The organism is Streptomyces sp. NPDC054932 (assembly GCF_053610205.1).
Genome location: NZ_JBSGXU010000026.1, coordinates 40,216 through 66,049, shown reverse-complemented (window position 1 = coordinate 66,049; position 25,834 = coordinate 40,216). Strand labels below are relative to the sequence as shown.

Here is a 25,834-nt window from a genome sequence, read left to right as displayed (position 1 = left end):
CCCGGCCTCCATCCCCTCCCCTCCCCGAACTTTCCTTCCTTCCGCGACTGCCCCGAAGGAGCGCGCCATGCGCCACCTCATCTCGATCAACGACCTCGGCGACGACGACCTCGCCGCGATCGTCGCCCGCGGCGCCGAACTCTCCGCCGCCGGCCGCCCCGCGGACCGCCCCCTCTACGGCGACGTGGTCGGCGTCTACTTCAGCAAGACCTCCACCCGTACCCGTACGGCCTTCTCCGCCGGCGCCCTGCGCCTGGGCGCGCAGATCGTCGCGTACGGCCCCGGCGACCTCCAGCTCAACACCGGCGAGAGCAGCGAGGACACCGGCCGGGTGATGTCCCGGATGCTCGACGTGCTGGTGGCGCGCACCGCCGGCGACGAGGCCGAGATGCGCGGCTGGGCCGCCCAGGAGCGGATGGCCGTGGTCAACGCCATGAGCGCCACCGAGCACCCCACCCAGGCACTCACCGACCTGACCACGCTGATGCGCCGCTTCGGCCGGATCGAGGGCCTGCGCATCCTGTACGTGGGGGAGGGCAACAACACCGCCTCCGCGTTGGCGCTCGCCCTCACCCGCTTCCCCGGGGTCCACTTCGAGCTGCGCACCCCGCCCGGCTACGGCCTGGAGGGCGACTACCGGATCCGGGCGGCCGCGCAGGCCGAGCGGTACGGCGCGACGTTCCGCGAGACCCACGACATGGACGCGCTGCCCGACGGCCTGGACGTCGTCTACACGACCCGCTGGCAGACCACCGGCACCAGCAAGCCGGACGCGCACTGGCGGGACGTCTTCGCCCCGTTCCAGGTGACCGGCCGTATCTGGGAGGACAACCCGACCGCCGTCTTCATGCACGACCTGCCCGCCCACCGCGGCGACGAGGTGACCTCCGAGGTACTGGACGGGCCGGCGAGCATCGTCTTCGACCAGGCCGAGAACAAGATGCACAGCGCGATGGCCGTCCTGGAGTGGTGCCGCCACGGCGCCCTCGCCACGCTGCCCGACGCCGTGGCGACGGCCGTGAGTGCGGGGCGCGGCGCGTGAGCGTTCTCGAAGAGCCGGCGGCGGTGGCCGCCGCCCCCGTACCGCCGCTGCGCCGCAACCGTGACTTCCTGCTGCTGTGGTCCGGGGCGGCCATGTCCCTCCTCGGCACCCGGGTGACGTCCCTCGCCTATCCGCTGCTGGTGCTGTGGACCACCGAATCGCCGCTGGCCATGTCCCTGGTCGCCTTCGCCGCGCTGCTGCCGACCCTGCTCGTGCAGCTGCCGGCGGGCGTCCTGGTGGACCGCTGGGACCGGCGCCGGCTGATGGTGGCGTGCGAGGCCGGGCGGGCCGCCGCACTGGCCACCGTCGCGGCGGCGGTGCTCGCCGGGCACGTGTGGATCGCGCACATCGCCGTGGTCGCCTTCGTCGAGTCGAGCCTGTTCATCGTGTACCGCCTCGCCGAGCGGGGCGCCGTACGCAACGTGGTCCACCCGGAGCACCTGGCGACCGCGCTGGCGCAGAACGAGGCGCGCGGCCGGGCCGCGGGCCTGCTCGGGCAGCCCGGCGGCATCCTGCTCCAGTCGCTGGCCCGCTCGGCGCCGTTCCTGTTCGCGGCCGTCGCCTACCTGGGCTCGCTGTGCTCACTGCTGCTGATCCGCTCGAAGTTCCAGGCGGAGAAGGCAGAGATCACCGACGGGACCCCGCCGGCCCCGGGTGTGCACGGCATGCGCGCCGAGATCGGCGAAGGCGTCCGCTGGCTGTGGCACCAGCCCTTCCTGCGGGCCGCGCTCGCCCTCGTGGCCGGCAGCAACGTGCTCTTCCAGATCATCGGCCTCGCCCTGATCCTCCTCGTCAAGGAGGAGGGCCGCCCCGAGTCCACCCTGGCCGTGATCGTGGTCATCGGCGGCATCGGCGGCATGCTGGGCGCGCTGACCGGCGGCTGGTGGATGCGCAGGCTCTCCGGCCGGGCCATCCTGACCGGCGGTGTCGCCGTGTGGGCCGTCCTGATGACCGCCATGGCCTTCACCGGCGGCAACCCCTTCCTGCTGGGCGCGCTGTTCGCGGGCACCGGCCTGGTCGGAGCCGTCTTCAACGTGGCCGCCTCCGTCTACCAGGTGCACACCACCCCGGACGAACTCCAGGGCCGCGTCGCCGCCGTCACCGGCCTCGTCGGATCCGGCACCAACGCCCTGGGCGCACTCATCGGCGGAGTCGCCCTGGCCGCCTGGGGGGCCTCCCGCTCGATCCTGCTGACCGGCGCCGCCATGGGCGTACTCGCCCTCGCCGCCGTGCTCATGCCGTCCCTGCGCACCGGGATCCAGCTGCCGGGTCGCACGGAGATCGAGAGCGGGGACACCGCCGGGAGCACCCCCGAGAACGTGAACAAGAACGAGCACGAGAACGAGCACGAGAACGCAACGCAAGGAGCCGCCCGATGAGCGAGTCACTGATCCTCGGCGAACCGCCCCTCTTCGACACCCTCGAGGAGGAGCGCGCCCACCGCAAACAGCGCCTGGCGGCCGCCTTGCGCATCTTCGGCCGGTTCGGCTTCGAGGAGGGCAACGCCGGTCACATCACGGCCCGCGACCCCGAGCTGGAGGACCACTTCTGGGTCAACCCGTTCGGCCTGTCCTTCAAGCACGTCCGCGTCAGCGACCTGCTCCTCGTCGACAGCGAGGGCCGCGTCGTCGAAGGCAAGTACCACGTCAACCGGGCCGCCTTCGCGATCCACTCGCAGATCCACGAGGCCCGCCCCGACGTGGTCGCCGCCGCCCACACCCACTCCACGTACGGCCGGGCCCTGTCCGCCCTGGCCGAACTGCTCGAACCGCTCACCCAGGACGCCTGCGCCTTCTACGAGGACCACGCGCTCTTCGACGACTACACCGGCCCGGTCACCGAACTCTCCGAGGGCCGCCGCATCGCCGAGGCCCTCGGCGCGTTCAAGGCGGTCATCCTGCGCAACCACGGCCTGCTGACCGTGGGCGACTCCGTCGACGCCGCCGCCTGGTGGTTCATCACGATGGAGCGCTCCTGCCAGGTGCAGCTCCTCGCCAAGGCCGCCGGGAAGGTCGTCCCCATCGACCACGCCAACGCCGCCCACACCTACCGGGAAGTCGGCGACGACCTGATCGGCTGGATGAACTTCCAGCCCATCCTCGACCACGTCCGCCGCACCGAGCCCGACCTCGAACAGTAGGGACACACCCCATGACCGCACCGGACCGCGACGGCGCCGAAGCCTGGTTCCGCCGCTTCCGCCGGGTCGCCGCCCCGCGGCTGCGCCTGGTCTGCCTCCCGCACGCGGGCGGCACCGCGAACCTCTTCGCCGGCTGGCCCGCCCGTCTCCCCAAGGACGTCGACCTGCTCGCCGTCCGCTACCCCGGCCGCCAGGACCGGCTCGCCGAACCCTGCGTGACCGACATGGACGAGCTGGCCGACCGGATCACCGGAGCCCTGCTCCCCCTCACCGACCTGCCCGTGGCCCTCTTCGGCCACAGCATGGGCTCGTCCGTCGCCTACGAGGTGGCCCGCAGGCTGGAAGCGCGCGGCACCGCCCCCGCCCACCTCCTCGTCTCCGGCCGGGCCGCGCCCCACCGCACCCGCCGCAGCGAGTTCCACCTCGCCGACGACGAGACCCTGCTGAGCGCCGTGCGCAGCCTCGGCGACCTGGGCTCCTCGGTGTTCGACATCCCGGAGCTGCGCGAGCTCCTGATGCCGGCCCTGCGCGCCGACTACCGGCTCATCGAGCGCTACCACGTGAGCGAGCCGGAGGTCCTGTCCATGCCGGTCAGCGCCTACGTCGGCGACAGCGACCCCGGCTCCAGCCGGGTCCTCGACGACGTGCGCGCCTGGGCCGGGCTGACCCGCTCCGACGACTTCCACCTGCGTTCCTTCCCCGGCGACCACTTCTACCTCGCGCCCTGCGAGGCCGAGCTCGTCGCGGACGTCACGGACCGGCTCGCGTCCGTACGCCACCAGCGGCTGCCGGCCTTCCCGTAGCGGGCGCCGCCCCCGATCGACCGTTCAACCGTTCCGCCCTATCTGAGGACTTCCTGTCATGACGTACACACAGACCTGGTCGCCGCTGGAGCTCGAGGCCGAGGGCGCCGGCGGTGCGCAAGAGCTCGTCGAACGCCTCACCGCCCTCGGCGGGGACGAGTTCACCCGCCTGCTGACCCGGGAGAAGGCCGTCGTCCTCCGCGGCTTCGGCGTCACCCCCGAGGCCCTGGACGGCGTACTGGACCTGCTGCTGCCCAACCGCCTGGCCTACGTCCACGGCAACTCCCCGCGCACCAAGGTCGGCAGCAACGTCTACACCTCGACCGAGTACCCCCGGGAATTCACCATCTCCATGCACAACGAGATGAGCTACGCCCACGCCTGGCCGGCCCGCCTCGCCTTCTACTGCCAGATCAAGCCGGGCGGCGGCGGCGCCACCCCCGTCCTCGACTCGGCCCGCTGGCTCGCCTCCCTCGACCAGGAGGTGCGCGACGCCTTTGCGGGCGGCGTGCGGTACGTGCAGAACCTCCACGACGGCTACGGCCTCGGCAAGAGCTGGCAGGACACCTTCGAGACCACCGACCGCACTGCCGTCGAGGAGTTCCTCTCCGGCACCGGCGCGACCTGGCAGTGGAAGGCCGACGGCGCCATCCGCATCTCCGCCGTCCGCCCGGCCACCGTCCACCACCCGGTCACCGGCACCGAGGTCTGGTTCAACCAGGCCGACCAGTGGCACCCGGCCGGCCTCGGTGACGACACCGCCGCCGCACTCGCCCAGATCCTGCCCGAGGAGGACCTGCCGCAGACCGTCACCTTCGCGGACGGCACCCCCATCCCGGCCGAGTACATCCTCCAGATCCGCGACCGCGGCCTGGACAACGCGGTCGACGTCGACTGGAACCAGGGCGACGTCCTGGTCATCGACAACCTGCTCCTGGCGCACGGCCGCCGCCCCTTCACGGGCGACCGCCGCGTGCTGGTGGCGATGTCGGACTGAGGCACCATGAGCGACCTGTACGAAGAGCTCCGCGCCACCGGCGCCGTCCACGTCTGGCGGGGCCGGACCGAGGCGGAGCCCGCGCCGGACGAGCTGCTGCTCTCCGCGGAGGAGCGGCGCATCATGGCGGGCCGCGCCCCGGCCGCGGCCGCCCACTACGCGGGAGCCCACGCGGCCGTGCGCCGCGTCCTCGCCGCCTACCTCCCGCTGCACCCACGGGAACTGGAGTTCGGCCGGGCCACCTGCCCGCGCTGCGACGACCTGCGCCACGGCCGCCCGGTACTGACCGGCGCCGGGGCGGGCGCGGGCCTGGAGTTCAGCCTGTCCCGCTCCGGGGCGCACTGGCTGCTGGCGGTGACCGCGGGATTCCCCGTCGGCATCGACCTGGAGGACGGGCGGGCGATCGACTTCCGGCCCTCGGCCGACCTGGCGCTCACCCCCGCCGAACTGCGCCTGCTGGACGCCCAGTCCACCGAGGCCGGCCGCCTCGCCCTGTTCCTGCGCTGCTGGACGCGCAAGGAGGCCGTGCTCAAGGCCAGCGGGATCGGGATCATCGCCGACCTGCGGTCCCTGGAGGTCGGCCCCGAGAGCGACGGGCCCGTCGAGGTGGCGCACACCGAGCCGGGCGGCCCGGCCACCTGGGTCGTCGAGGACCTGCCGATGGGCGACGGTCCGGTCCGGATGCACGGGGCGCTCGCCCGCCCGGGCGAGCGGGCCGGCACCCCGGTGCTGATCCGCTCCCGCCCGCCCGCCGCCCCCGCCACTTCCCGTACGGCCTGAGAGAAGGAATCACGACATGCCCACGATCACGATCACCGGAACGCCCCAGAAGAACGTCCAGGTCTGGCTGGAGGTGAACCGCAAGCGGGTGCGCGACCTGCTCGTCGAGAACGGCTCGGTGCTGCTGCGCGGATTCTCCATCGGCGGGGTCGACGGCTTCGACGGGGTGGTGCGCAACCTGTCGGGCAGCGCCCCCCTCACCTACGCGGAGCGCTCCTCGCCGCGCAGCACCATCAAGGGCCAGGTCTACACCTCCACGGACTACCCGGCGGAGGAGGAGATCTTCCTGCACAACGAGAACTCCTACCAGGCCGTGTGGCCCAACACCCTGTACTTCTACTGCGTCGAGCCGCCGCTCACCCGGGGCGCGACCCCGCTCGCCGACATCCGCGAGGTCTACGGCGCCATCGACCCCGAGGTGCGCGGCGAGTTCGAGCGGCGCGGCTGGCGCGTGGTGCGCAACTTCCACGCGGACTTCGGGGTCCCGTGGCAGGAGACCTTCGGCACCGAGGACCGCGCCGCCGTCGAGGAGTACTGCCGGGGCAAGGGCCTGCTGCCCGAGTGGCGCGCCGACGGCGGCCTGCGCACCACCGCGGTGCGCGAGGCCGTGCACAAGCACCCGGTGACGGGGGAGTCGGTGTGGTTCAACCACGCCACCTTCTTCCACGTGACCTCCCTCAACCCGGAGGTGCGGGAGGGGCTGCAGGAGATCTTTCCCGACGAGGACCTGCCCACCAACACCTACTACGGCGACGGCGGACGGATCCCCGACGAGGTGCTGGACCACCTGCGGTCCGTCTACCGGGCGGCCACCACCCGGTTCGACTGGCAGAAGGACGACGTGCTCGTCGTCGACAACATGCTGGCCGCGCACGCCCGGGAGCCCTTCACCGGTCCTCGGAAGATCGCTGTGGCGATGGCGGAACCGTCGGCCGCGTGACGGCCGGCGCGAGCGAGGCGGCGTAGCACAGCACCAGTTCGTGGAAGCGGTAGCGCGGCTCGCCCGCCCGGTCGATGCCTTCCATCTCCAGCAGGGCGTGGTCGACCAGGTCCTCAAGGAAGCGCTCGGCGACGAGCGGGGACAGGCCCAGCTGCGCCGAGGCGGTGAAGGCCGAGAACGGCAGCGGGCCCAGCGCGACGAGGGTGTGCAGGAAGGCGGGTCCGCCCGGCCGCAGCCGGCCCAGCGACTGGGCGAGCAGCGGCGGCAGGGCGAGGTCCCCGAACCGGAGCTCCTGCAGCCGCGTGGAGGGGTCCGCGAGCCGGTCCACGAGACGGGCGACCGGCCACAGGGGCCGTGCGGCCAGCCGCGATCCGGCGGCGCGCAGGGCCATCGGCAGCCCGCCGCACAGCCGCAGGAGTTCCCGCGCGGCGGCGGGCTCCGCGGCGAACCGCTCGGGCCCCGCGATCGCCCGGAGCAGCTCCGCCGCCCCGTCCGCTGCCATCGGCAGCACCTCGACGGTGTGCGAATGGGGCACGGAAGCGAGCCGGGCGCGGCCGGTGATCAGGACGACGGGCTCGGGGCAGCTCGGCAGGAGCGGGTCGAGCTGGAGGTCGCCCACGGCGTTGTCCAGCAGGATGAGCAGGCGGCGGCCCCGGGTGCGGGCGCGGAAGAGCCGCATGAGCTCGTCCAGGTCCGCGCTGCGGCGGTCCACGGTGGCGGCCGGCTCCCCGAGGGCGAGCAGCAGGGACACCAGGATCCGGCAGGGGTCCTTGCGGCTGCCGTCCGGATGGCACAGGTCCGCGTACAGCTGGCCGTCGGGGAACTCCTTCAGCCGCGTCCGGGCGGCGTGCAGGGCCAGGGCCGTCTTTCCGACCCCGGCCATGCCGGTGAGCAGCAGCCGACGGGGCGGGCAGCCGGTGCGGCCGCCGTCGCGCAGCGGCACCAGCTTGGCCAGCAGTTCGCCGAGCTCGCGCTCACGGCCGGTGAAATCGGGCGGTCCCAGGGGCAGTGACGCCGGTGGCACCGGGTGCGCCGGGGGCGCCGGGGGCAGCGCGCCGGAGGACGCCGAGCGCTGTGCGGGCAGGACCGGCAGGGCGGGCACCGCCGGGCCGGCCGGTTCCTCGCGCAGCACCTGGTAGTAGATGTCGGTCAGTTCACGCCCCGGGTCCACCCCGATCTCGGCGAGGACCTTGCGGCCGTGGTGGTAGACGTGCAGGGCGTCGGCCTGCCGCCCGGAGCGGTGCAGGGCCGACATCAGCTGGCCGCGCAGCCGCTCCCGGATGGGGAACTGCGCCACCAGGCCGGTGAGTTCGGCGATGAGTTCGCGGTGCCGGCCGAGGCCGAAGTCCACGGCGATCCGGCGTTCCAGGGTGGCGGCCCTGGCCTCCTCCAGCCGGTCCGCCTCGATCTCGGCGAGGTGCGGCGCCACGTCCCCCAGCGCCGGCCCCCGCCAGAGCGCCAGAGCGGAGCGCAGTTCGCGGTCCGCGTCCTCGTAGCGGTGTTCGGCCAGCGCCCTGCTGCCGGACCGGTCGAGCCGTTCGAACTCGACCAGGTCGATCCAGCTGTCGGCGCAGTGCAGCACGTAGCCGGGAGCCTGCCGGACGAGCCGCACGCCCTCCCCGAGTGCTTTGCGCAGACGCGAGACGTAGGTGTAGATCTGCGCGTGGGCCGTGGCCGGGGGGTCCCAGCCCCAAAGCAGGGAGCCGAGCCGGGCGTCCGGCACGACCCGCCCCCGCGCCAGCAGGAGGGCGACGAGCACCGTGTGCGACTTGACCCCGCCGAGCGGAATCCGCTGTCCTTCCCGGCGTGCTTCCACCGGTCCGAGGATCCGGAATTCGAGCCCTGCTCCCTGTGCGTCCACCGTGTGCTGCCCCCCCCTGCTTCTTCCCGTTGGTGACGATCCGGGATCAGGAACCCCAGGTGTTGCCGTCGGGGTGCACGACGACCGGAGTGCTGTCGGGGCCGCCGGCCCAGAGGCTTTCGGCGCCGGCCGGCGCGGCGGCGATGCCGAAAGCGGCGATCCAGCCGAGGCAGACGATGCCGAACAGGCCGGCGATGGTGCGGCGGTTGTAAGCGGTGTGGTTGTGGGCCGAGTTACGCATGAGGACTCCCCGTTGTGTACCTGGTGCGGAGGAGGTGGCGGCCCCGTGCCGCCCCGTGTCCCTCCGACATGACAGATTCTGTGCAACCGAACGTGTCCGCGTCAGTACCTTCAGGTGTCAGCCTCCTGCGCTGGCAACCTGCTGTCAGCCACGCCCGTCCTCTTCCGACAGGGCCATTGGCTGGATTATGATCATGACGGCTCAAGGTGCCGTGAATTTCAATCGCAAACGAAAGACATCACGCTACCGGCTGGTAATACGAGTCCTGGGGGGGACGTCGCGGTGCAGGGTTTGGCAGGAATGGGAGCGGATGGCGAAATTGTCTATTCTTTGCTACTCAGGAGTCACAAAACCAGCCCCACCGAGATAGCGGACGATCTCGGCTGGAAGCCCGACCGGGTGGCCGCGGTCCTGGACGATCTGACCAGGCTCTCCCTGGTCGTCCCCTCCATCGAGGAGCCCGGCAAGGTCCGCCTGGTCAACCCCGAGCGCGGCCTGGAAACCCTGCTGCTGAGCTGGGAGGAGGAGCTCCGCGAGCGGCAGGCGGCCCTGGCCGCCTCGAAGCTGCGCGTGGCCCGCGTCATCGCGGAGTACAGCGCCCAGAGCCTGAGCGCCCCGGTGAGCGTCCAGCAGTTCATGGGAATGGACGCGATCGCCGCCCAGATCGAACGCTGCGCACACAATTGTGAGCGGGAGATGGCCGTCTTCGCACCACGCGGTGCACAGACCGCGGAAGCCCTGGAGATGGCCCGCCCACTGGACCGGGCAGCCCTGGAACGCGGTAACCGTGTTCGCTACATCTATTTGGAGAGCCTGCGGAACGACGCGGCCACTCTCGGGTATGCACAATGGCTGCTCGAAAACGGCGGCGAAGTGCGCACCTTTCCACAACTTCCCCTGCGAATGATCCTGTACGACGGAAGAACCGCAATTGTTCCGGTCGACCCGGAAGACGCCAAGCGCGGGATTCTCGTCCACACCGGCACGGGCGTCGCCACCGCCCTCTCCGCGCTCTTCGAGCTGATCTGGCAGCAGTCGGACCCCCTGGGCACCCAGCAGGTGCCCGACGAACGCGGCCTCGCCCCGCGCGAACGCGCCATCCTCGAACTGCTCGTCAGCGGGCACACCGACGAGGTCGTGGCCCGCAAGCTGGGAATCTCCGTACGCACCGGCCGCAGGATCACCGCGGAGCTGATGGACCGCCTCCAGGCCCGCAGCCGGTTCCAGGCGGGCGCCCTCGCCATGTCCCAGGGCTGGCTCTCGGGCAACGACATCCTTTCCGCCGCCCTCGACGCGGACTAGCGGGCCGGCGCCGCCGGGGGCGGACCCGGGGGCGGGGCGGGTTCACCTCGCTCCCTCGCCCCCTCCTCCCCTTCTCTTCTTCTCTTCTTTCCCCGTCTCCTCCGCCATCACCTTCGCCGAAGGACGGGAAATACGAAACGGCCGCCATCGCTTTCGCGATGACGACCGTTTCGTCGATGTGGGCGAGGGGGGATTTGAACCCCCACGTCCCGAAGGACACTGGCACCTGAAGCCAGCGCGTCTGCCGTTCCGCCACTCGCCCGAGCAGCGTCCCAGTGGTTCTTCCCTTTCGGGCCGTTCCCCTGGCGACGTCGAAACATTAGCACGGCGGACGGGGTGGTTTCACATCGCTTTCCCCGCACCCCCGCAGCCCGGCTTGGACGGGCCCCTCCCGCACTCCGCTCCCGGTGCGGGACACTGTCCTGGGAGCGCCCCTACGATCGCCTGTGAGGACCAACACTCGTCCGCACAGGACCGATGGGGAACCACCCGAATCCGCCACGCGTGGATACGATCAGTAAGCAGTACAGGGCGATAACGACGGAGGAGGTGCCCCATGGGAGTTCTGAAGCGGTTCGAGCAGCGACTCGAAGGTCTGGTGAACGGCACCTTCGCCAAGGTGTTCAAGTCCGAGGTCCAGCCGGTGGAGATCGCCGGAGCCCTCCAGCGGGAGTGCGACAACAACGCCACCATCTGGAACCGCGAGCGGACCGTCGTACCCAACGACTTCATCGTCGAGCTCAGCGCCGGTGACTACGACCGGCTGAGCCCCTACTCCGGGCAGCTCGGCGACGAGCTCGCGGGCCTCGTCCGCGACTACGCCAAGCAGCAGCGCTACAGCTTCATGGGCCCCATCAAGGTCCACCTGGAGAAGGCCGACGACCTCGACACCGGGCTCTACCGGGTCCGCAGCCGCACCCTCGCCTCCAGCACCTCCCAGCCGCAGGCCCCCCAGGGCGGGCAGCAGGGCGGTCAGAGCATCCAGGGCGGCTACGGTTATCCCCCGGTGGCGGCCCCGCCCATGCCCAGCGCCCCGCCCCCGGGCGGACCCGGCGCACGCCGGCCCGCCCCGGGCGGACCGGCCGGAGCCGCCCCCGTGGCGGGCTCGGGCGGCCCCCGGCGCCACTGGATCGAGATCAACGGCACCCGCCACCAGATCTCGCGCTCCACGCTCGTACTCGGCCGAAGCACGGAAGCCGACGTGCGGATCGACGACCCCGGCGTATCCCGCCGGCACTGTGAGATCCGGACCGGAACGCCCTCGACGATCCAGGATCTCGGGTCCACCAACGGCATCGTGGTGGACGGGCAGCACACCACCCGCGCTACGCTCCGCGACGGCTCGCGGATCGTCGTGGGCAGCACCACCATCATTTACCGGCAAGCCGAAGGGTGAAGCGGGGGCAATGTCAGAGCTGACCCTGACGGTCATGCGGTTGGGTTTCCTGGCCGTTCTGTGGCTGTTCGTCATCGTGGCCGTCCAGGTCATCCGAAGCGATCTCTTCGGGACGCGCGTGACCCAGCGCGGGTCCCGTCGCGGCAGCGGCGGCGCCGGCGGCGCCCCGCAGCAGGCGGGCCGCCAGGCCGCGCCTCCGCAGCAGCGCCAGCGACGCGGCGCACCCACCAAACTCGTCGTCTCCGAGGGCATCCTCACGGGAACCACGGTGGCCCTCGCCGGCCAGACGATCACGCTGGGCCGCGCGCACGATTCCACGATCGTGCTGGACGACGACTACGCGTCCAGCCGCCATGCCAGGATCTATCCCGACCGTGACGGCCAGTGGATCGTCGAGGATCTCGGGTCCACCAACGGCACGTATCTCGACCGGACCCGGCTGACCACCCCGACGCCCATTCCGCCGGGCGCACCGATCCGCATCGGCAAGACCGTCATCGAGCTGCGGAAGTAGTACGAGAATGAGCGAGCGGAGCGAGCGCGCGGCGGCGATCCGTCCCACCGAGGACACGGACCCGAGCGCGCTCCCGACCGGAGGGTGGGCAGTGTGGCTCGAGACCGGTTGTACCCGGAGGCAGCTTCGTCGACAGGGCAGGTGCGCATGAGTCTGTCCTTGCGGTTCGCCGCCGGATCCCACAAAGGCATGATCCGTGAGGGGAACGAGGACTCCGGCTACGCCGGGCCCCGTCTCCTCGCGATCGCCGACGGCATGGGAGGCCAGGCCGCCGGCGAGGTCGCGAGCTCCGAGGTGATCTCCACCCTCGTGCAGCTCGACGACGACGTCCCGGGCTCCGACATCCTCACCTCCCTCGCCACGGCCGTGCAGCGCGCCAACGACCAGCTGCGCGTCATGGTCGAGGAGGACCCCCAGCTCGAGGGCATGGGCACCACCCTGACCGCCCTGCTGTGGACCGGCCAGCGCCTCGGTCTCGTGCACGTCGGCGACTCCCGCGCCTACCTGCTCCGCGACGGCGTCCTCACCCAGATCACCCAGGACCACACCTGGGTGCAGCGCCTCGTCGACGAGGGGCGGATCACGGAGGAGGAGGCCACCACCCACCCGCAGCGCTCCCTGCTGATGCGCGCGCTCGGCAGTGGCGACATCGTCGAACCCGACCTCTCCATCCGTGAGGTCCGGGCCGGTGACCGTTACCTGATCTGCTCCGACGGGCTCTCCGGCGTGGTCTCGCACCAGACCCTGGAAGAGACCCTCGCCGACTACCACGGTCCCCGCGAGACCGTGGCGTCGCTGATCCAGCTCGCGCTGCGCGGCGGCGGACCCGACAACATCACCTGCATCGTCGCCGACGTCCTCGACACCGACAGCGGCGACACCCTCGCCGCCCAGGTCAGCGACACCCCGGTGGTCGTCGGCGCGGTCGCCGAGAACCAGCACCAGCTCTTCGACGGCGGCAACGCCATGCAGACCCCGGCCGGCCGGGCCTCGGGCCTCGGCCGCCAGTCCCCGCCCGCCGGTTCCTTCGGGCCCCCCGGCAGCGGCGACGCCCCCGGCTACGGCTACTCCGACCAGGGCCGGGGCGGCAACGGCTACGGCACCTTCGGGGAGGCCGACGCCTACGACGCCGACAACGGCTACGAGGACACGTACGACCACCCCCGCCGGCGCCGCAGCAAAGGGCGCAAGTGGACCACCCGTACGCTGACCCTGCTCATCGTCGTCGGCGTCATCGGCGGCGGCCTCTACGCCGGCTGGCGCTGGACTCAGACCCAGTTCTACGTGGGCGTCAAGGGCGAGCACGTCGCGCTCTTCCGCGGCATCAGTCCCAAGCTGGGCCCGCTGGAGCTCTCCAAGGTGGAGACCGACCGCCCCGACATCGAACTGAAGTACCTCCCGCCCTTCAAGAAGAAGCTCGTCGAGGCCACCATCAGCGAGAGCAGCCTCGACGCCGCGCGGAAGAAGCTCGACGATCTCGGCGTCCAGGTGACCGCCTGCAAGAAGGACGAGGAACGCCGGAGCGCCGAGGCGCAGAACAGCCAGACGCCCGCCCCCAGCCTGACTCCCGAGGAGCAGCAACTGGTCGGGCTGTGCGGCAAGCAGTAGACATACGCGGGCGCAGGGGGCCTGCCACACCATGAGCGTTGTCACCAATACGACCACCATCGGCGCCATCGAGCTGCCGAGCAGGCGGAACACCGAGCTCCTGCTGCTCAGCTTCGCCGTGCTCATCCCGATGTTCGCCTACGCCAACGTGGGCCTCGCGATCAACGGCACCCTGCCGCCCGGCATGGTGCTCTACGGTCTCGGCCTCGGCGCCCTCGCCGGTATCGCGCACCTCGTCGTGCGCCGGTACGCCAAGTACGCCGACCCGCTGCTGCTGCCGCTGGCCACGCTCCTCAACGGGCTGGGCCTCGTCCTGATCTGGCGCCTGGACCAGTCCGAGCGCCTGCAGAACCTCGCCAAGCGGTCCTTCGGCGCGTTCTCCCCCTCCGCGCCCCGCCAGATGATGTACACGGCGCTCGCCATCGCCCTGTTCGCCGCGGTCCTGCTGATCCTCAAGGACCACCGCGTCCTGCAGCGCTTCACGTACATCTCGATGGCCGGCGCCCTGGTCCTGCTGATCCTGCCCGTCATCCCGGGCCTCGGCGCCGACGTCTTCGGCGCCAAGATCTGGATCAGCGTGGGCGGCTTCTCGATCCAGCCCGGTGAGTTCGCGAAGATCGTCATCGCGATCTTCTTCGCCGGCTACCTGATGGTGAAGCGCGACGCGCTCGCGCTGGCCAGCCGCCGCTTCATGGGGCTCTACCTGCCGCGCGGCCGCGACCTCGGCCCGATCCTGATGATCTGGGCGATGAGCCTGCTCGTCCTCGTCTTCGAGAACGACCTCGGTACCTCGCTGCTCTTCTTCGGCATGTTCGTGATCATGCTGTACGTGGCCACCGAGCGGACCAGCTGGATCGTCATCGGCCTGCTCATGTCGGTGGGCGGCGCCGTGGTCGTGGCCACCTTCGCCAGCCACGTCAAGGTCCGTGTCACCGCCTGGCTCGACCCCTTCGCCTGCTACGCCACCTCGGGTGCCTGCGAGCAGGTCGGCCAGTCGATCATGAGCTTCGGTTCCGGCGGGGTCCTCGGCGCCGGCTGGGGCCAGGGCAACTCCGACCTGATCGGCTTCGCCGCCAACTCCGACTTCATCTTCTCCACCGTCGGGGAGGAGCTCGGCCTCGCCGGAGTGATGGCCTTCCTCCTGATCTACGGGCTCATCATCGAGCGGGGCGTCCGCACCGCCCTCGCCGCCCGCGACCCCTTCGGCAAGCTCTTCGCCATCGGCCTCTCCGGCGCCTTCGCGCTCCAGATCTTCGTGGTCGCCGGCGGCGTCATGGGCCTCATCCCCCTCACCGGCATGACGATGCCGTTCCTCGCCTCCGGCGGTTCCTCCGTCCTTGCGAACTGGATCCTCATCGCCATCCTCATCCGGATCAGCGACACCGCGCGCCGCCCCGCGCCGGCCCCCGCCCCGTCCCCCGACTCCGAGATGACCCAGGTGGTCCGTCCGTCATGAACAAGCCCCTGCGCCGCATCTCGCTGTTCTGCGGGCTGCTCGTCCTCGCCCTGCTGATCCGCACCAACTGGCTGCAGTACGTGCAGGCCGAGGAGCTGAGCACCCGCAAGGAGAACCGCCGGGTCCAGATCGCCCAGTACGCCACCGAGCGCGGCAACATCATCGTCAAGGGCGAACCGATCACCGGCTCCGCGGTCACCGACGGCAGCGACTACAAGTTCAAGCGGACCTACACGAACGGTGAGCTCTGGGCTCCCGTCACCGGGTACGCCTCGCAGGCCTTCGGCTCCACCCAGCTGGAATCCCTCGAGGACGGCATCCTCACCGGCAACGACGACCGGCTGTTCTTCGACCGCACCATCGGCATGTTCACCGGGGACAAGAAGCAGGGCGGCAACGTCGTCACCACGCTCAACCCCGAGGCCCAGAAGGCCGCCTTCGAGAAGCTCGGCAAGAACAAGGGCGCCGTCGCCGCCATCGACCCGCGCACCGGAGCCATCCTCGCCCTGGTCTCCACCCCGTCGTACGACCCCTCCCGCTTCGCCGGCAACTCCACGGAGGACGGGAAGGCCTGGAACGAGCTGAAGGACAGCGAGGACAAGAACCTCGTCAACCGCGCCCTGCGCGAGACCTATCCGCCGGGCTCCACCTTCAAGGTGGTCACCGCGGCCGCCGCGCTGGAGCACGGCGTCGTCACGGACATCAACGCCCCGACGGACACCCCGGAGCCGTACTTCCTGCCCGGCACCAAGACCGTGATGGTCAACCACGCCCCGGGCTGCGAGAAGGCCAGCCTCAACGAGGCCCTGCGCGTCTCCTGCAACTCCGTCTTCGCGAACATGGGCGACAAGGTCACCCGCGACAAGATGGTGGAGACCTCGGAGCGGTTCGGCTTCAACAACGACAAGATCGACATCCCGGTCCGGGCCTTCGCCAGCATCTACGACAAGAAGATGGGCAAGGACGGCAACGCCCAGAGCTCCATCGGGCAGTTCAACACCGCCGCCACCCCGCTCCAGATGGCGATGGTCACCGCCGCCATCGCCAACGACGGCAAGCTGATGAAGCCGTACATGGTCGACCACCTCACGGCACCCAACCTCGACATCATCGAGAAGCACGAGCCGCAGGAGATGAGCCGGCCGGTCTCCGCCGCCAACGCGCAGAAGCTCCAGGAGATGATGGTCAACGTCGTCGAGAAGGGCACCGGCGAGAAGGCCAAGATCAAGGACGTCAAGGTCGGCGGCAAGACCGGTACGGCGCAGCACGGCGAGGGCAACAAGAAGCGCCCGTACGCCTGGTTCATCTCCTACGCCGAGAACCCGGACGGTACCTCGCCCGTCGCCGTCGCCGTCGTCATCGAGGACAGCGAAGGCACCGCCCGTGACGACATCAGCGGTGGCGGTCTCGCCGCCCCCGTCGCCAAGGCGGTCATGCAGGCGGTGCTCAACAGCCAGAAGTGACCGCGTTATGACGGTCCGGAGCGGAGTGACTCACATCACTGAACGCAACCCGGATCGGAGCGTACGGTACCGGTCCAGTATCAGCCTGTGGCCACGAACCGATCACGGACGATCGGCCGGTAGCCTTTGCGCGAACAGCACACCGCCGGACCACACACAGGTGCGGTCGGGACTGACGGAGAGGGCTGCAACGTTATGGAAGAGCCGCGTCGCCTCGGCGGCCGGTACGAGCTGAGCCACGTGCTCGGCCGTGGTGGCATGGCCGAGGTCTACCTCGCCCACGACACCCGGCTCGGCCGTACCGTCGCCGTCAAGACCCTGCGTGCCGATCTCGCCCGTGACCCGTCCTTCCAGGCCCGGTTCCGGCGCGAGGCCCAGTCGGCCGCGTCGCTGAACCATCCGGCGATCGTCGCGGTCTACGACACCGGCGAGGACTACGTCGACAACATCTCCATCCCGTACATCGTGATGGAGTACGTCGACGGTTCCACGCTGCGCGAGCTGCTGCACTCGGGCCGCAAGCTGCTGCCCGAGCGCACTCTGGAGATGTGCATCGGCATCCTCCAGGCGCTGGAGTACTCGCACCGCGCCGGCATCGTGCACCGCGACATCAAGCCCGCCAACGTGATGCTGACCCGCACCGGCCAGGTCAAGGTCATGGACTTCGGCATCGCCCGTGCCATGGGCGACTCCGGCATGACCATGACGCAGACGGCCGCCGTCATCGGCACCGCCCAGTACCTCTCGCCCGAGCAGGCCAAGGGCGAGCAGGTCGACGCGCGCTCCGACCTCTACTCCGCGGGCTGCCTGCTCTACGAGCTCCTCAGCGTCCGGCCCCCGTTCGTCGGTGACTCCCCCGTGGCCGTCGCCTACCAGCACGTACGGGAAGAGCCGCAGCCGCCGTCGAACTTCGACCCCGAGATCACGCCCGAGATGGACGCCATCGTCCTCAAGGCCCTGGTCAAGGACCCCGATTACCGCTACCAGTCGGCCGACGAGATGCGTGCCGACATCGAAGCATGCCTCGACGGGCAGCCCGTCGCCGCCACGGCCAGCATGGGTGCGGCCGGCGGCTACGGCTACCCCGACCAGGGGCACGGCTACGGGCACCAGGGCTACGACCAGCCCACCACCGCCCTGCGCGCCACCGACTCCGGTGCCCAGACGTCGATGATGCCGCCCATGCCCCCGGGCGACGGCGGATACGGCTACGGCGACCAGGGACACGGCGGCTACGACCAGGGGCCGCACCGCCGCCAGAAGAAGAGCAAGGCGTCCACCGTCCTGCTCGTCGCGGCGGGCATCCTCGTCCTCGTCGGCGCGATCCTCATCGGGCGCTCCCTCTTCGGCGACGGCGCCGACAACCGGCCCATCGTGCCCAAGCTCGTCGGCCAGACCCTCGAACTGGCGCAGCGGAGCGGCACCAACGTCGGCCTCAAGGTGGTCAAGGGCGAGGACATGCCCTGCGACGACCAGCCCAAGGGCAACGTCTGCAAGCAGAATCCCGCGCCCGACACGAGGCTCGCCGACGGCTCCACGGTCACCGTGTCGATCTCCTCGGGCGCGCCCAAGGTGCCCGTGCCCGATGTCGTGAACCTCAAGTTCGAAGAGGCGGAGAAGGCGCTCAAGGAGAAGGGCTTCCAGGTCGACCGCAAGCCCCAGGAGTCCGACCGCACCGCCGGGACGGTCCTCGACCAGAGCCCGAAGGGCGGCGAGGCGGAGAAGAACACCGTCATCACGCTGACCGTCGCCAAGGAGATCTCCAAGGCCGAGGTGCCGGAGCTCAAGGGCAAGAAGAAGGACGAGGCGCTCAAGGCCCTCACCGACGCCAAGCTCCGGCTCGGCAGCGTGACCGAGACCGAAGCTCCCGGAGCCGTACCGGGCACGGTCGTCGATCAGCAGTTCCAGGCGGGCCAGCAGCTCGAGGTGGGCAAGACGGTGAACATCACCATCGCCAAGGCCTCGACGCAGACCGCGGTGCCGAACTTCGCCGGCCGGACCGTGGGCCAGTACAAGGACGATCTGCGGCGCGCCAACCTGAAGGTCGGCATCGTCGTCGGCCCCTCGGACGACAACGCGTTCGTGCTGGGCACCGACCCGCAGCCGGGCACCCCGGTCAACTCGGGCCAGGCCGTGAACCTCATCACCACGGGGGGCCAGCAGCAGGGCGGCAACAACAACGGCGGCGGCTTCGGCGGCCTCACCGGCGGCAACCGCTAGCGCAGCGACGAAGGTCCGGCCTCCTGCTCCCCGAAACGGGAACGGGAGGCCGGACCTTTGTGCTGCCGGACCTTTGTGCGTGCCGCCGCTGTACGGCCGTCTGCGGCCCTGACCGGGGCTCGTGCTCCTCATGGGGCCCAGGAGGCGTCACAGTCGCCCACAGGGGCCTTCTGGGGCCCTGACAGCGCCCGGGCCCGGTCCTCCCTGCGTGCGGGCGTTCAGCGCAGCTCGGCCGGCGGGGTCCGCTTCGCGTCCACCTTCTCCGTGCGGACCAGCTCGCCCCACACGATGTAGCGGTACTTCGAGGTGTAGACCGGGGTGCAGGTGGTGAGCGTGATGTACCGGCCCGGGGCGGTCTTCCCCGAGTCCTTGGGGACCGCGTTGATCACGTCGGTGTTGTACTTCGAGGTCTGGCGCAGCTCCGCGAAGACCTTGTAGACGTACCAGGTGTCGCGGGTCTCGAAGACGATCGCGTCGCCGTTCTTCACCTTGTCGATGTTGTGGAACTTCGCACCGTGGCCGTCCCGGTGCGCGGCGAGCGAGAAGTTGCCCTTCTCGTCCGACGGCAGCGCCGACTTGACGGGCTCCGTGTAGTAGCCGGCCACGCCGTCGTCGAGGGTGTCCGGGTCGGTACCCGCCTTGACGAGCACCTCGCCGTTCTTCATCGCCGGCACGTGCAGGAAGCCGACCCCGCCCCGGGTGTCCAGCGCCCCCGGCCCCGCGGCCTGCTCGGGTGCCTGCCACTGCTGGCGGATCTCGTCCCCGCGCGCCGAGGCCTGCCGGTCCGCGAGCACGTTCGTCCACCACAGCGAGTAGGCCACGAAGAGGGCGAGGACCAGTCCCACCGTGATCAGGACCTCGCCCAGCAGGCTCAGGAATCCGGCGAGCACACTGCGGTTGCCGACGGGCGGGGCCGCGGCGCGGCGGCTGGCACGAGACACTGCTGATTCGTCCTTAACTGGTCAGCGCGGGCGGCGGGCCCTGGCTGCGGGGGCGTTCTTCGGTCATCCTGCCCCATACGATCAGCCGGTAGGTGCTGGTGAACTCCGGGGTGCAGGTGGTCAGCGTGATGTACCGGCCCGCGGACGTGAATCCCGACCCTTCCGGCACGGGCTTGATCACCGCCACGTTCGTCGGCGGGGTCTGCGCGAGCGACGAGGTCATCTCGTACGTGTAGTAGGCGTCCCGGGTCTCGACGACGACGGGATCCCCGGGGACCAGCCGGTTGATGTAGCGGAACGGCTCGCCGTGGGTGTTGCGGTGTCCGGCCACCGCGAAGTTGCCCTGCTTGTCGGCCGGCATCGCCGTCTTCAGCGCGCCCTCGCCGTAGTGCCCGACCATGCCCCGGTCCAGCACCTTCGGCTTGCTGATGCCCTCCGCCACCGGGACCTTCACGTCCAGTTTCGGGATGTGCAGGATCGCGAAGCCCTGCCCGGGCTCGAAGGCCGTCACGGGCGGCGCGGCGGCCCCGGAGCCGCCGGGGTCCCGCTCCCAGGTCTGGCGCAGCGAGCCCGCCGCGCCGTTCGCCACCCGCTCGGCCAGGAGGTTGGTGTACCAGAGCTGGTAGGCGACGAACAGCAGCATCACCAGGCCCAGCGTGATGAACAGCTCTCCGCCCAGCCGGCTCGCGACGACCACCGGGCCTCCCGAGGCCGGCCGCCTGCGCCGCCGGCCGCCCCGTCTGCGGGTGCGTCTGGCGGCCCGCTTGGCAGCCTCCTGAGCTGCCCTGCGTCGCGCGGCCCGGCCCTCCGTGGGCGCGGACGGCGCGACCGCGGTCACGCGACGGCCTTGCCCACCACCGGGGCCAGCCCCACCGAGCGCTCCACGGCACCCGCGTCACCGCACCGCACGAGCCAGTTGGCGAGCATCCGGTGGCCCCACTCGGTGAGCACCGACTCGGGGTGGAACTGCACGCCCTCGACGTCGTGCTCCCGGTGGCGCAGGCCCATGATGATCCCGTCCTCGGTCCGCGCCGTGACCTCCAGCACGTCGGGCAGGGTCGCGGGCTCGGCGGCGAGGGAGTGGTAGCGGGTCGCGGTGAACGGCGACGGCAGCCCCTCGAACACGCCGAGGCCCTCGTGCGTCACGGGCGAGGTCTTGCCGTGCAGCAGCTCCGGCGCCCGGTCCACGACCCCGCCGTAGGCGACCGCCATCGACTGCATGCCGAGGCAGACGCCGAAGACGGGAACGCCCGTCTTCGCGCAGTGGCGGACCATGTCGATGCAGACGCCCGCCTCCTCCGGTGTTCCGGGCCCGGGGGACAGCAGCACGCCGTCGAAGCCGTCCTGCGCGTGCGAGAGCTCGACCTCGTCGTTGCGCAGCACCTCGCATTCGGCGCCGAGCTGGTAGAGGTACTGGACCAGGTTGAAGACAAAGCTGTCGTAGTTGTCCACAACCAGAATGCGCGCGCTCACGGAGTGGCTCCCGATCCCTCGTCCACCGTCACATCGTTGAACGGCAGGAGCGGCTCGGCCCACGGGAAGACGTACTGGAACAGTACGAAGACCACCGCGAGGACCAGTACGAGCGAGATCAGCGCGCGTACCCAAGCGTTTCCGGGCAGGTGCCGCCAGATCCAGCCGTACATGCCGCCTGATTCCTTTTCGTCCACGTTCGTTCAACGCACCGCGGGGGCGGTACGCGAACAGACTAAAGGCAGCAGCCCGAAAGGGTGGGTCACCCGGACAAACCCTCCGGCGGCCCCTGGGCCGCGGTGCGCGTGCCGGTCAGCTCCGCCCAGACGACCAGCCGGTGGCTGTGGCCCCATTCCGGATCGCAGGTCGTCAGCGTCAGATAGCGGCCGGGCGCCCGGAACGGCGATTTCTCCGGGACCGCGCCGACCACCCCGACCTCGGTGGGCAGCGTGCGCAGGGGCCCGCCACGGATCGTGTAGGTGTACCAGGTGTCCGCATCCTTGAGGATCACCTCGTCGCCGCGGCGCAGCTGCGGGAAGTCCTTGAAGGGGTCCCCGTAGGTGCGCCGGTGGCCGGCCACCGAGAAGTTCCCGACGGCGCCGAGGCGGGCGGTGGCGGCGTAGTGGCCGAGGCCCTTCTTCAGCAGTTCGGGTTCCGTGCCCTCCAGCACGGGCTTGACCCAGTCCGGGCCGAAGCGCGGGACGTACATCTCCGCGAAGGCCCGGCCGGCCGGGTAGCGCTCCGGTGGCGGCGGTTCCGCGGGTTCCGCGGGGGGCGTCGGGGGCTGCGGGGCCGCCAGCCCGGTCGGACCCGGCGCGGCGGCCGGGGCCGCCGCCGCCCAGCGGTCGCGCATCCGGTCCCGCTCGCCGTCCATGGCCCGGTCGGCCTTGACCCCGGTCCACAGCAGGACGTACGCCACGAAGAGCACGATCAGCGTGCCCGCCGTCAGGCACACCTCGCTGAACGTCCGTACCACCAGGCGCAGTACGACGTCAGGACGGATCCGATCACGGGGTGGGCGCCACCGGCTTCGCATAGTGGAGGTCCACTGTGCCGGAGTAGCCGGGAAGTGTCAGCGCCTTGTGCTCGTCCACTTTCCAGCCGAGCCCGTACGCGTTCACGTACAGCTGGTAGTTCTGCAGGGCCGGAGAGGCGGCGAGGGCCTTCTTCATCGTGCCCGGGTCGCCGACCGCCGAGATCTTGTACGGCGGCGAGTAGACGCGGCCCTGGAGGATCAGGGTGTTGCCCACGCAGCGCACCGCGCTGGTGGAGATGAGCCGCTGGTCCATGACCTGGATGCCCTGGGCGCCGCCCTGCCAGAGGGCATTGACCACGGCCTGCAGGTCCTGCTGGTGGATCACCAGGTCGTTGGGCTGCGGCTCGGGCACGTTGGGGATGCGGGCGGTGGCGTTCGGCGGGGCGTCGTTGAGGGTGACAGTCAGGCCCTTGCCGGTCAGCTCCTCGGTGCCGGAGGCGGCGCGCAGGGCGGCCAGCTTGGCGTCCTCGGCCTTGGTGCTGCCGTCGTCACGCTCGGCGAGGGTGTCCACCCGGCCGCGCACGGCCGCGGTGCTCTGCTCCAGCGCCGCGTTGTCCTGGCTGCGTTCCTTGATGAGGTCGGACAGCTTCAGGAGCGACGCGTCCGTCCGGATGTTCGTACCCTTGGAAGTGTTGAAACTGGTGACGAAGAGCAGCCCGGCCAGGGCGAAGACGGCGGCCGTCAGCAGCCGGACCGGCCTGGCCCGGCGACGGGGACCCACGGAGGAGTCGTCGGAATTGCTCAACGTACCCTTCTCCTTCAACGCCACAGGTCCACTACGCTAACGGACGCCCGGGGCAGGCAAGGTCCCCAGCGCATCGACAGGAGAGCCCCTCGTGCCGAAGTCACGTATCCGCAAGAAGGACGACTACACGCCGCCGCCGACCCGGCAGCCGCAGAGCATCCGGCTCACGAATCGCAGCTGGGTCGCCCCGGTCATGCTGGCGTTCTTCCTGATCGGACTCGCGTGGATCGTCGTTTTCTACGTGACCGAGACCCAGCTGCCGATCGAGGCTCTGGGCAATTGGAACATTGTGGTCGGTTTCGGCTTCATCGCTGCCGGATTCGGCGTATCCACGCAGTGGAAGTAGCACCCGACAGCCCCTGATGGAAGCTCTCCCCATGAGTTATCCACAGCGTCATCCACACCTGAGGAAAAGACAGAAGATCTGTGGATAACTCTGTGGAGAGTTGACGCCGGTGTGATCAGGTGAGTTCCGCGGTGCGGATCAGAATCACCGTCGCGGCCAGCAGGAACGCCACCCCGCAGGTGCCCCACTGGACGAGTGCGCGATTCCTGCCGGCAGCGGGCATGAGCATGCCCAGACCCACCAGCGCACCGGTGATCAGGCCGCCCACATGGGCCTGCCAGGACACGCTGAGCGCGCCGCCGAGCGGTACGAAGGTCAGCACCAGCATCAGCACGACCATGACGATCACCGGCCGCATCTCGTAGCGCAGCCGCTTCGCCAGGACGACGGTGGCGCCGAGCAGGCCGAAGACGGCGCCGGAGGCACCCAGGGTCGGGACGTACGGCTCGCTCAGCAGGTAGACCAGCGCACTGCCGCCCAGGCCCGAGAGCAGGAAGACCGCGAGATAGCGGATCCGGCCCAGCGCCGCTTCCAACGGCCCGCCGATGACCCACAGGCCGATCATGTTGCCGACGATGTGCCACCACTCGGTGTGCAGGAACACCGAGGTCAGCAGCCGGTAGTACTCGCCCGTGGCCACCCCGTGGACCGGGCCGCCGAGGTACTCCCGGTACCGACCGCCGATCAGCTCCAGCTGGACCGCGAGTGCCGGGTCGAAGAGCACCACGAGGAACAGCAGCACATTGATCCCGATGAGGATCTTGGTGACCAGGTGGGGATCGGCGGCGACCACCCCGCCCGCGAGGGTGCGCGGCGCGTTCGCGGTCGGGCGGTGCCCGGTGCCGGAGCCCTCGCGGACGCACTCGGGGCACTGGAAGCCCACCGAGGCGCTGATCATGCACTCGGGGCAGATGGGGCGCTCGCAGCGGGTGCAGCTGATCCCCGTGTCGCGGTCCGGGTGGCGGTAGCAGCCCGGCAGACGGTCGGTGTCCATCGGTTCCCTCGGTCAGCGGCGAGGCAGGGGTGCACCCCGCCGGTCCGGTACGTATCCGCACTACGGACGGGCGGGGCGGAAAGGTTCCCGGGAGCGGGCCCGGGAACCGCGGGGGTCAGCGCTTCTCGACGACCACGGACTTGATGATCACGTCGTCCAGCGGGCGCTCGGTGCGCGGGTTGGTGGCGCTGCCGGCGATGGCGTCCACGACCTTGCGGCTGGCCGGGTCGGTGACCTCGCCGAAGATGGTGTGCTTGCGCGTCAGCCAGGCGGTGGGCGCCACGGTGATGAAGAACTGCGAGCCGTTCGTGCCCGGGCCCGCGTTGGCCATGGCGAGCAGGTAGGGCTTGGTGAAGGCCAGGTCGGGGTGGAACTCGTCCGCGAAGCGGTAGCCGGGGCCGCCGGTGCCGTTGCCCAGCGGGTCGCCTCCCTGGATCATGAAGCCGCTGATGACACGGTGGAAGACGGTGCCGTCGTACAGCGGGTCCGTGGTCTTCTGGCCGTCGGTGGGACGGGTCCATTCGCGGGCGCCCGTGGCGAGCTCGACGAAGTTCCGGACGGTCTTCGGAGCGAAGTTCTCCAGCAGCTCGATCTCGATGTCGCCGTGGGTCGTCTTCAGGGTGGCGTAGAGCTTCTCGGCCACGGATCTGCCTTCCATAGTCATCACTGTCGGTCCAGATGGTCGCACGGAGCGCTCCGCGGCACTGAAATCGTCCACCCGTATGCCCTGTCACGCATGCCTGTCAGCGATATGGCAGGCATGATCCGACAAAGGGTGGAAAGGTGAACTGTGTCCGCCACCGAGGAGGAGGATCCCGTGACCGGCAAGGAGAGCATGCGCCTGGCAGCCGAGAGCGCCAGGGAGAGTGTGCGGCACGCGACGGAAGTGGTGGCACCGTACGCGGAATCCGCCAGGGATGCCGCGGTGCACTACGCCCAGGAAGCGAACGAGCGGCTGGCACCCAAGGTGTCGTACGCGGCGACCAGCGCGGCCCAGCACGCCCGTACGACCTACGACTGCCATCTGCATCCCCGTCTCAAGGCGGCCCGGGCCCATGTCCCGCCCCCCGTCGACCGGGCGGCGTCGCAGGCGGTGCGGGCGGCGCGGCAGGCCGCCGAGTACACACAGCCGAAGATCGAGAGCGCGATCGCGGCCGCCACCCCGGTGGCCGAGGAGGCCGCGTCACGGTCGACGGCGGCGTTCGCGGCGCTGCGCGGCCAGGTGACGGCCAAGGAAGTGCAGAAGCTGGTGCGGCGCCATCAGCGGCACGAGCGCAACAAGAAGATCCTGCGCGGTGCCGCACTGGTCGGCGTGGTGGCGTGCGCCGCCTACGCGCTGTGGAAGTGGTGGGACCAGCAGTCGAATCCGGACTGGCTCGTCGAGCCGCCGGCGGCCACCGAGCTGTCGGCGCGCGACGCCGCGCCGGCCAGCTTCGACGACGAGCTGGCGGAGAAGGAGCGCGAGGCGGAGTCGGGCCCGGAGGACAAGCAGCTCTGAGCGGCGCCCGCGGAAGGAAGGGCCCGGATCCCGTGCGG

Annotated in this window: 25 protein-coding genes, 1 tRNA gene and 1 pseudogene; 16 read left to right on the top strand and 11 right to left on the bottom strand. The window is 70.5% G+C overall.

Annotation, left to right across the window (positions count from 1 at the left end; all coding sequences use genetic code 11):
- Positions 1-67 precede the first annotated feature (67 nt).
- From ACWGE1_RS10550 to ACWGE1_RS10520, 7 genes are read left to right on the top strand one after another with little or no spacing between them, the layout of a single operon-like run.
- Positions 68-1,042 carry an ornithine carbamoyltransferase gene (locus tag ACWGE1_RS10550; RefSeq protein ID WP_453420130.1) on the top strand — a complete coding sequence of 325 codons (975 nt, stop codon included), beginning with the start codon at positions 68-70 and terminating at the stop codon, positions 1,040-1,042.
- Positions 1,039-2,421: an MFS transporter gene (locus tag ACWGE1_RS10545; RefSeq protein WP_453420129.1), complete on the top strand. Its 1,383-nt coding sequence runs from the start codon at positions 1,039-1,041 to the stop codon at positions 2,419-2,421. Before ACWGE1_RS10550 ends, ACWGE1_RS10545 begins: the two co-directional genes overlap by 4 nt.
- Positions 2,418-3,182, top strand: coding sequence for a class II aldolase/adducin family protein (locus ACWGE1_RS10540; protein ID WP_453420128.1), 765 nt, complete (start codon positions 2,418-2,420; stop codon positions 3,180-3,182). The genes ACWGE1_RS10545 and ACWGE1_RS10540 overlap by 4 nt, the downstream gene beginning before the upstream one ends.
- Positions 3,183-3,193: 11 nt before the next feature.
- Positions 3,194-3,985 (top strand): thioesterase II family protein, encoded by a 792-nt coding sequence (locus tag ACWGE1_RS10535; RefSeq protein ID WP_453420127.1) that lies wholly within the window; start codon positions 3,194-3,196, stop codon positions 3,983-3,985.
- Positions 3,986-4,043: 58 nt separating this feature from the next.
- Positions 4,044-4,982 (top strand): TauD/TfdA family dioxygenase, encoded by a 939-nt coding sequence (locus tag ACWGE1_RS10530; RefSeq protein WP_453420126.1) that lies wholly within the window; start codon positions 4,044-4,046, stop codon positions 4,980-4,982.
- A gap of 6 nt (positions 4,983-4,988) precedes the next feature.
- Positions 4,989-5,762, top strand: coding sequence for a 4'-phosphopantetheinyl transferase family protein (locus ACWGE1_RS10525; RefSeq protein ID WP_453420125.1), 774 nt, complete (start codon positions 4,989-4,991; stop codon positions 5,760-5,762).
- A gap of 16 nt (positions 5,763-5,778) precedes the next feature.
- Positions 5,779-6,702 (top strand): TauD/TfdA family dioxygenase, encoded by a 924-nt coding sequence (locus ACWGE1_RS10520; protein WP_453420124.1) that lies wholly within the window; start codon positions 5,779-5,781, stop codon positions 6,700-6,702.
- On the opposite strand, the gene ACWGE1_RS10515 is transcribed toward ACWGE1_RS10520, so the two are convergent.
- Together ACWGE1_RS10515 and ACWGE1_RS10510 are read right to left on the bottom strand one after the other, a co-directional pair.
- Entirely contained in the window at positions 6,650-8,518 is a 1,869-nt protein-coding gene (locus tag ACWGE1_RS10515) for a BTAD domain-containing putative transcriptional regulator (protein ID WP_453420123.1), read from the bottom strand. The genes ACWGE1_RS10520 and ACWGE1_RS10515 overlap by 53 nt on opposite strands.
- A gap of 91 nt (positions 8,519-8,609) precedes the next feature.
- The gene (locus ACWGE1_RS10510; RefSeq protein ID WP_453420122.1) at positions 8,610-8,804 is read right to left on the bottom strand and encodes a hypothetical protein; all 195 of its coding nucleotides are present in this window, start codon (positions 8,802-8,804) and stop codon (positions 8,610-8,612) included.
- Positions 8,805-9,134: 330 nt separating this feature from the next.
- Between ACWGE1_RS10510 and ACWGE1_RS10505 the strand changes: the two genes are divergently transcribed.
- Complete coding sequence (locus ACWGE1_RS10505) at positions 9,135-10,106, top strand: LuxR C-terminal-related transcriptional regulator (RefSeq protein ID WP_453420121.1); 972 nt, start codon at positions 9,135-9,137, stop codon at positions 10,104-10,106.
- 179 nt (positions 10,107-10,285) lie between these two features.
- Here the strand turns inward: ACWGE1_RS10505 and ACWGE1_RS10500 are convergent.
- Positions 10,286-10,368 (bottom strand) — tRNA-Leu (locus tag ACWGE1_RS10500).
- A gap of 294 nt (positions 10,369-10,662) precedes the next feature.
- On the opposite strand from ACWGE1_RS10500, the gene ACWGE1_RS10495 reads away from it, so the two are divergent.
- The 6 genes from ACWGE1_RS10495 to pknB all read left to right on the top strand — a co-directional run bounded on the left by ACWGE1_RS10495 (position 10,663) and on the right by pknB (position 18,763).
- Positions 10,663-11,502: an FhaA domain-containing protein gene (locus ACWGE1_RS10495; RefSeq protein ID WP_453420120.1), complete on the top strand. Its 840-nt coding sequence runs from the start codon at positions 10,663-10,665 to the stop codon at positions 11,500-11,502.
- 10 nt (positions 11,503-11,512) lie between these two features.
- Positions 11,513-12,016, top strand: coding sequence for an FHA domain-containing protein FhaB/FipA (locus ACWGE1_RS10490; RefSeq protein ID WP_189738144.1), 504 nt, complete (start codon positions 11,513-11,515; stop codon positions 12,014-12,016).
- A gap of 93 nt (positions 12,017-12,109) precedes the next feature.
- On the top strand, positions 12,110-13,624 hold the full coding sequence (locus tag ACWGE1_RS10485; RefSeq protein ID WP_453420119.1) for a PP2C family protein-serine/threonine phosphatase: 1,515 nt from the start codon (positions 12,110-12,112) through the stop codon (positions 13,622-13,624).
- 31 nt (positions 13,625-13,655) lie between these two features.
- Positions 13,656-15,080 (top strand): FtsW/RodA/SpoVE family cell cycle protein, encoded by a 1,425-nt coding sequence (locus ACWGE1_RS10480; protein ID WP_453420118.1) that lies wholly within the window; start codon positions 13,656-13,658, stop codon positions 15,078-15,080.
- The gene (locus tag ACWGE1_RS10475; RefSeq protein WP_453420117.1) at positions 15,077-16,543 is read left to right on the top strand and encodes a peptidoglycan D,D-transpeptidase FtsI family protein; all 1,467 of its coding nucleotides are present in this window, start codon (positions 15,077-15,079) and stop codon (positions 16,541-16,543) included. The genes ACWGE1_RS10480 and ACWGE1_RS10475 overlap by 4 nt, the downstream gene beginning before the upstream one ends.
- A gap of 195 nt (positions 16,544-16,738) precedes the next feature.
- Positions 16,739-18,763: a Stk1 family PASTA domain-containing Ser/Thr kinase gene (gene pknB, locus ACWGE1_RS10470; RefSeq protein WP_453420116.1), complete on the top strand. Its 2,025-nt coding sequence runs from the start codon at positions 16,739-16,741 to the stop codon at positions 18,761-18,763.
- 218 nt (positions 18,764-18,981) lie between these two features.
- Here the strand turns inward: pknB and ACWGE1_RS10465 are convergent, their stop codons facing one another.
- The 6 genes and pseudogenes from ACWGE1_RS10465 to ACWGE1_RS10440 all read right to left on the bottom strand — a co-directional run bounded on the left by ACWGE1_RS10465 (position 18,982) and on the right by ACWGE1_RS10440 (position 22,958).
- On the bottom strand, positions 18,982-19,704 hold the full coding sequence (locus tag ACWGE1_RS10465; RefSeq protein WP_453420115.1) for a class E sortase: 723 nt from the start codon (positions 19,702-19,704) through the stop codon (positions 18,982-18,984).
- Positions 19,705-19,717: 13 nt separating this feature from the next.
- A pseudogene (locus tag ACWGE1_RS10460) lies at positions 19,718-20,398 on the bottom strand (class E sortase); the annotation flags it as partial.
- A 140-nt stretch (positions 20,399-20,538) separates the two neighbouring features.
- Positions 20,539-21,177: an aminodeoxychorismate/anthranilate synthase component II gene (locus tag ACWGE1_RS10455; RefSeq protein ID WP_453420114.1), complete on the bottom strand. Its 639-nt coding sequence runs from the start codon at positions 21,175-21,177 to the stop codon at positions 20,539-20,541.
- Complete coding sequence (locus ACWGE1_RS10450; RefSeq protein WP_030011120.1) at positions 21,174-21,350, bottom strand: hypothetical protein; 177 nt, start codon at positions 21,348-21,350, stop codon at positions 21,174-21,176. The genes ACWGE1_RS10455 and ACWGE1_RS10450 overlap by 4 nt, the downstream gene beginning before the upstream one ends.
- 89 nt (positions 21,351-21,439) lie before the next feature.
- Positions 21,440-22,213 (bottom strand): class E sortase, encoded by a 774-nt coding sequence (locus ACWGE1_RS10445; RefSeq protein WP_453420113.1) that lies wholly within the window; start codon positions 22,211-22,213, stop codon positions 21,440-21,442.
- Positions 22,185-22,958, bottom strand: a complete 774-nt coding sequence (locus ACWGE1_RS10440; protein WP_453420112.1) for a DUF881 domain-containing protein — start codon at positions 22,956-22,958, stop codon at positions 22,185-22,187. Before ACWGE1_RS10440 ends, ACWGE1_RS10445 begins: the two co-directional genes overlap by 29 nt.
- Positions 22,959-23,049: 91 nt before the next feature.
- On the opposite strand from ACWGE1_RS10440, the gene crgA reads away from it, so the two are divergent.
- Positions 23,050-23,304, top strand: a complete 255-nt coding sequence (gene crgA, locus ACWGE1_RS10435) for a cell division protein CrgA (protein ID WP_030383881.1) — start codon at positions 23,050-23,052, stop codon at positions 23,302-23,304.
- Positions 23,305-23,419: 115 nt separating this feature from the next.
- Here crgA and ACWGE1_RS10430 read toward each other — a convergent pair whose 3' ends face one another.
- Positions 23,420-24,298: a rhomboid family intramembrane serine protease gene (locus ACWGE1_RS10430; RefSeq protein ID WP_453420111.1), complete on the bottom strand. Its 879-nt coding sequence runs from the start codon at positions 24,296-24,298 to the stop codon at positions 23,420-23,422.
- Positions 24,299-24,413: 115 nt separating this feature from the next.
- Complete coding sequence (locus ACWGE1_RS10425) at positions 24,414-24,941, bottom strand: peptidylprolyl isomerase (RefSeq protein ID WP_453420134.1); 528 nt, start codon at positions 24,939-24,941, stop codon at positions 24,414-24,416.
- A gap of 174 nt (positions 24,942-25,115) precedes the next feature.
- Here ACWGE1_RS10425 and ACWGE1_RS10420 point away from each other — a divergent pair, with 174 nt between their 5' ends.
- Complete coding sequence (locus ACWGE1_RS10420; RefSeq protein ID WP_453420133.1) at positions 25,116-25,796, top strand: DUF5324 family protein; 681 nt, start codon at positions 25,116-25,118, stop codon at positions 25,794-25,796.
- Positions 25,797-25,834: the final 38 nt, after the last annotated feature.

Coding starts and splice junctions, on each gene's coding strand:
- ACWGE1_RS10550 (WP_453420130.1), top strand. CDS start 68: ATGCGCCACCTCATCTCGATCAACGACCTCGGCGACGACGACCTCGCC.
- ACWGE1_RS10445 (WP_453420113.1), bottom strand. CDS start 22,213: ATGCGAAGCCGGTGGCGCCCACCCCGTGATCGGATCCGTCCTGACGTC.
- ACWGE1_RS10535 (WP_453420127.1), top strand. CDS start 3,194: ATGACCGCACCGGACCGCGACGGCGCCGAAGCCTGGTTCCGCCGCTTC.
- ACWGE1_RS10430 (WP_453420111.1), bottom strand. CDS start 24,298: ATGGACACCGACCGTCTGCCGGGCTGCTACCGCCACCCGGACCGCGAC.
- ACWGE1_RS10480 (WP_453420118.1), top strand. CDS start 13,656: ATGAGCGTTGTCACCAATACGACCACCATCGGCGCCATCGAGCTGCCG.
- ACWGE1_RS10510 (WP_453420122.1), bottom strand. CDS start 8,804: ATGCGTAACTCGGCCCACAACCACACCGCTTACAACCGCCGCACCATC.
- ACWGE1_RS10450 (WP_030011120.1), bottom strand. CDS start 21,350: ATGTACGGCTGGATCTGGCGGCACCTGCCCGGAAACGCTTGGGTACGC.
- ACWGE1_RS10540 (WP_453420128.1), top strand. CDS start 2,418: ATGAGCGAGTCACTGATCCTCGGCGAACCGCCCCTCTTCGACACCCTC.
- ACWGE1_RS10530 (WP_453420126.1), top strand. CDS start 4,044: ATGACGTACACACAGACCTGGTCGCCGCTGGAGCTCGAGGCCGAGGGC.
- ACWGE1_RS10495 (WP_453420120.1), top strand. CDS start 10,663: ATGGGAGTTCTGAAGCGGTTCGAGCAGCGACTCGAAGGTCTGGTGAAC.
- pknB (WP_453420116.1), top strand. CDS start 16,739: ATGGAAGAGCCGCGTCGCCTCGGCGGCCGGTACGAGCTGAGCCACGTG.
- ACWGE1_RS10525 (WP_453420125.1), top strand. CDS start 4,989: ATGAGCGACCTGTACGAAGAGCTCCGCGCCACCGGCGCCGTCCACGTC.
- ACWGE1_RS10520 (WP_453420124.1), top strand. CDS start 5,779: ATGCCCACGATCACGATCACCGGAACGCCCCAGAAGAACGTCCAGGTC.
- ACWGE1_RS10490 (WP_189738144.1), top strand. CDS start 11,513: ATGTCAGAGCTGACCCTGACGGTCATGCGGTTGGGTTTCCTGGCCGTT.
- ACWGE1_RS10475 (WP_453420117.1), top strand. CDS start 15,077: ATGAACAAGCCCCTGCGCCGCATCTCGCTGTTCTGCGGGCTGCTCGTC.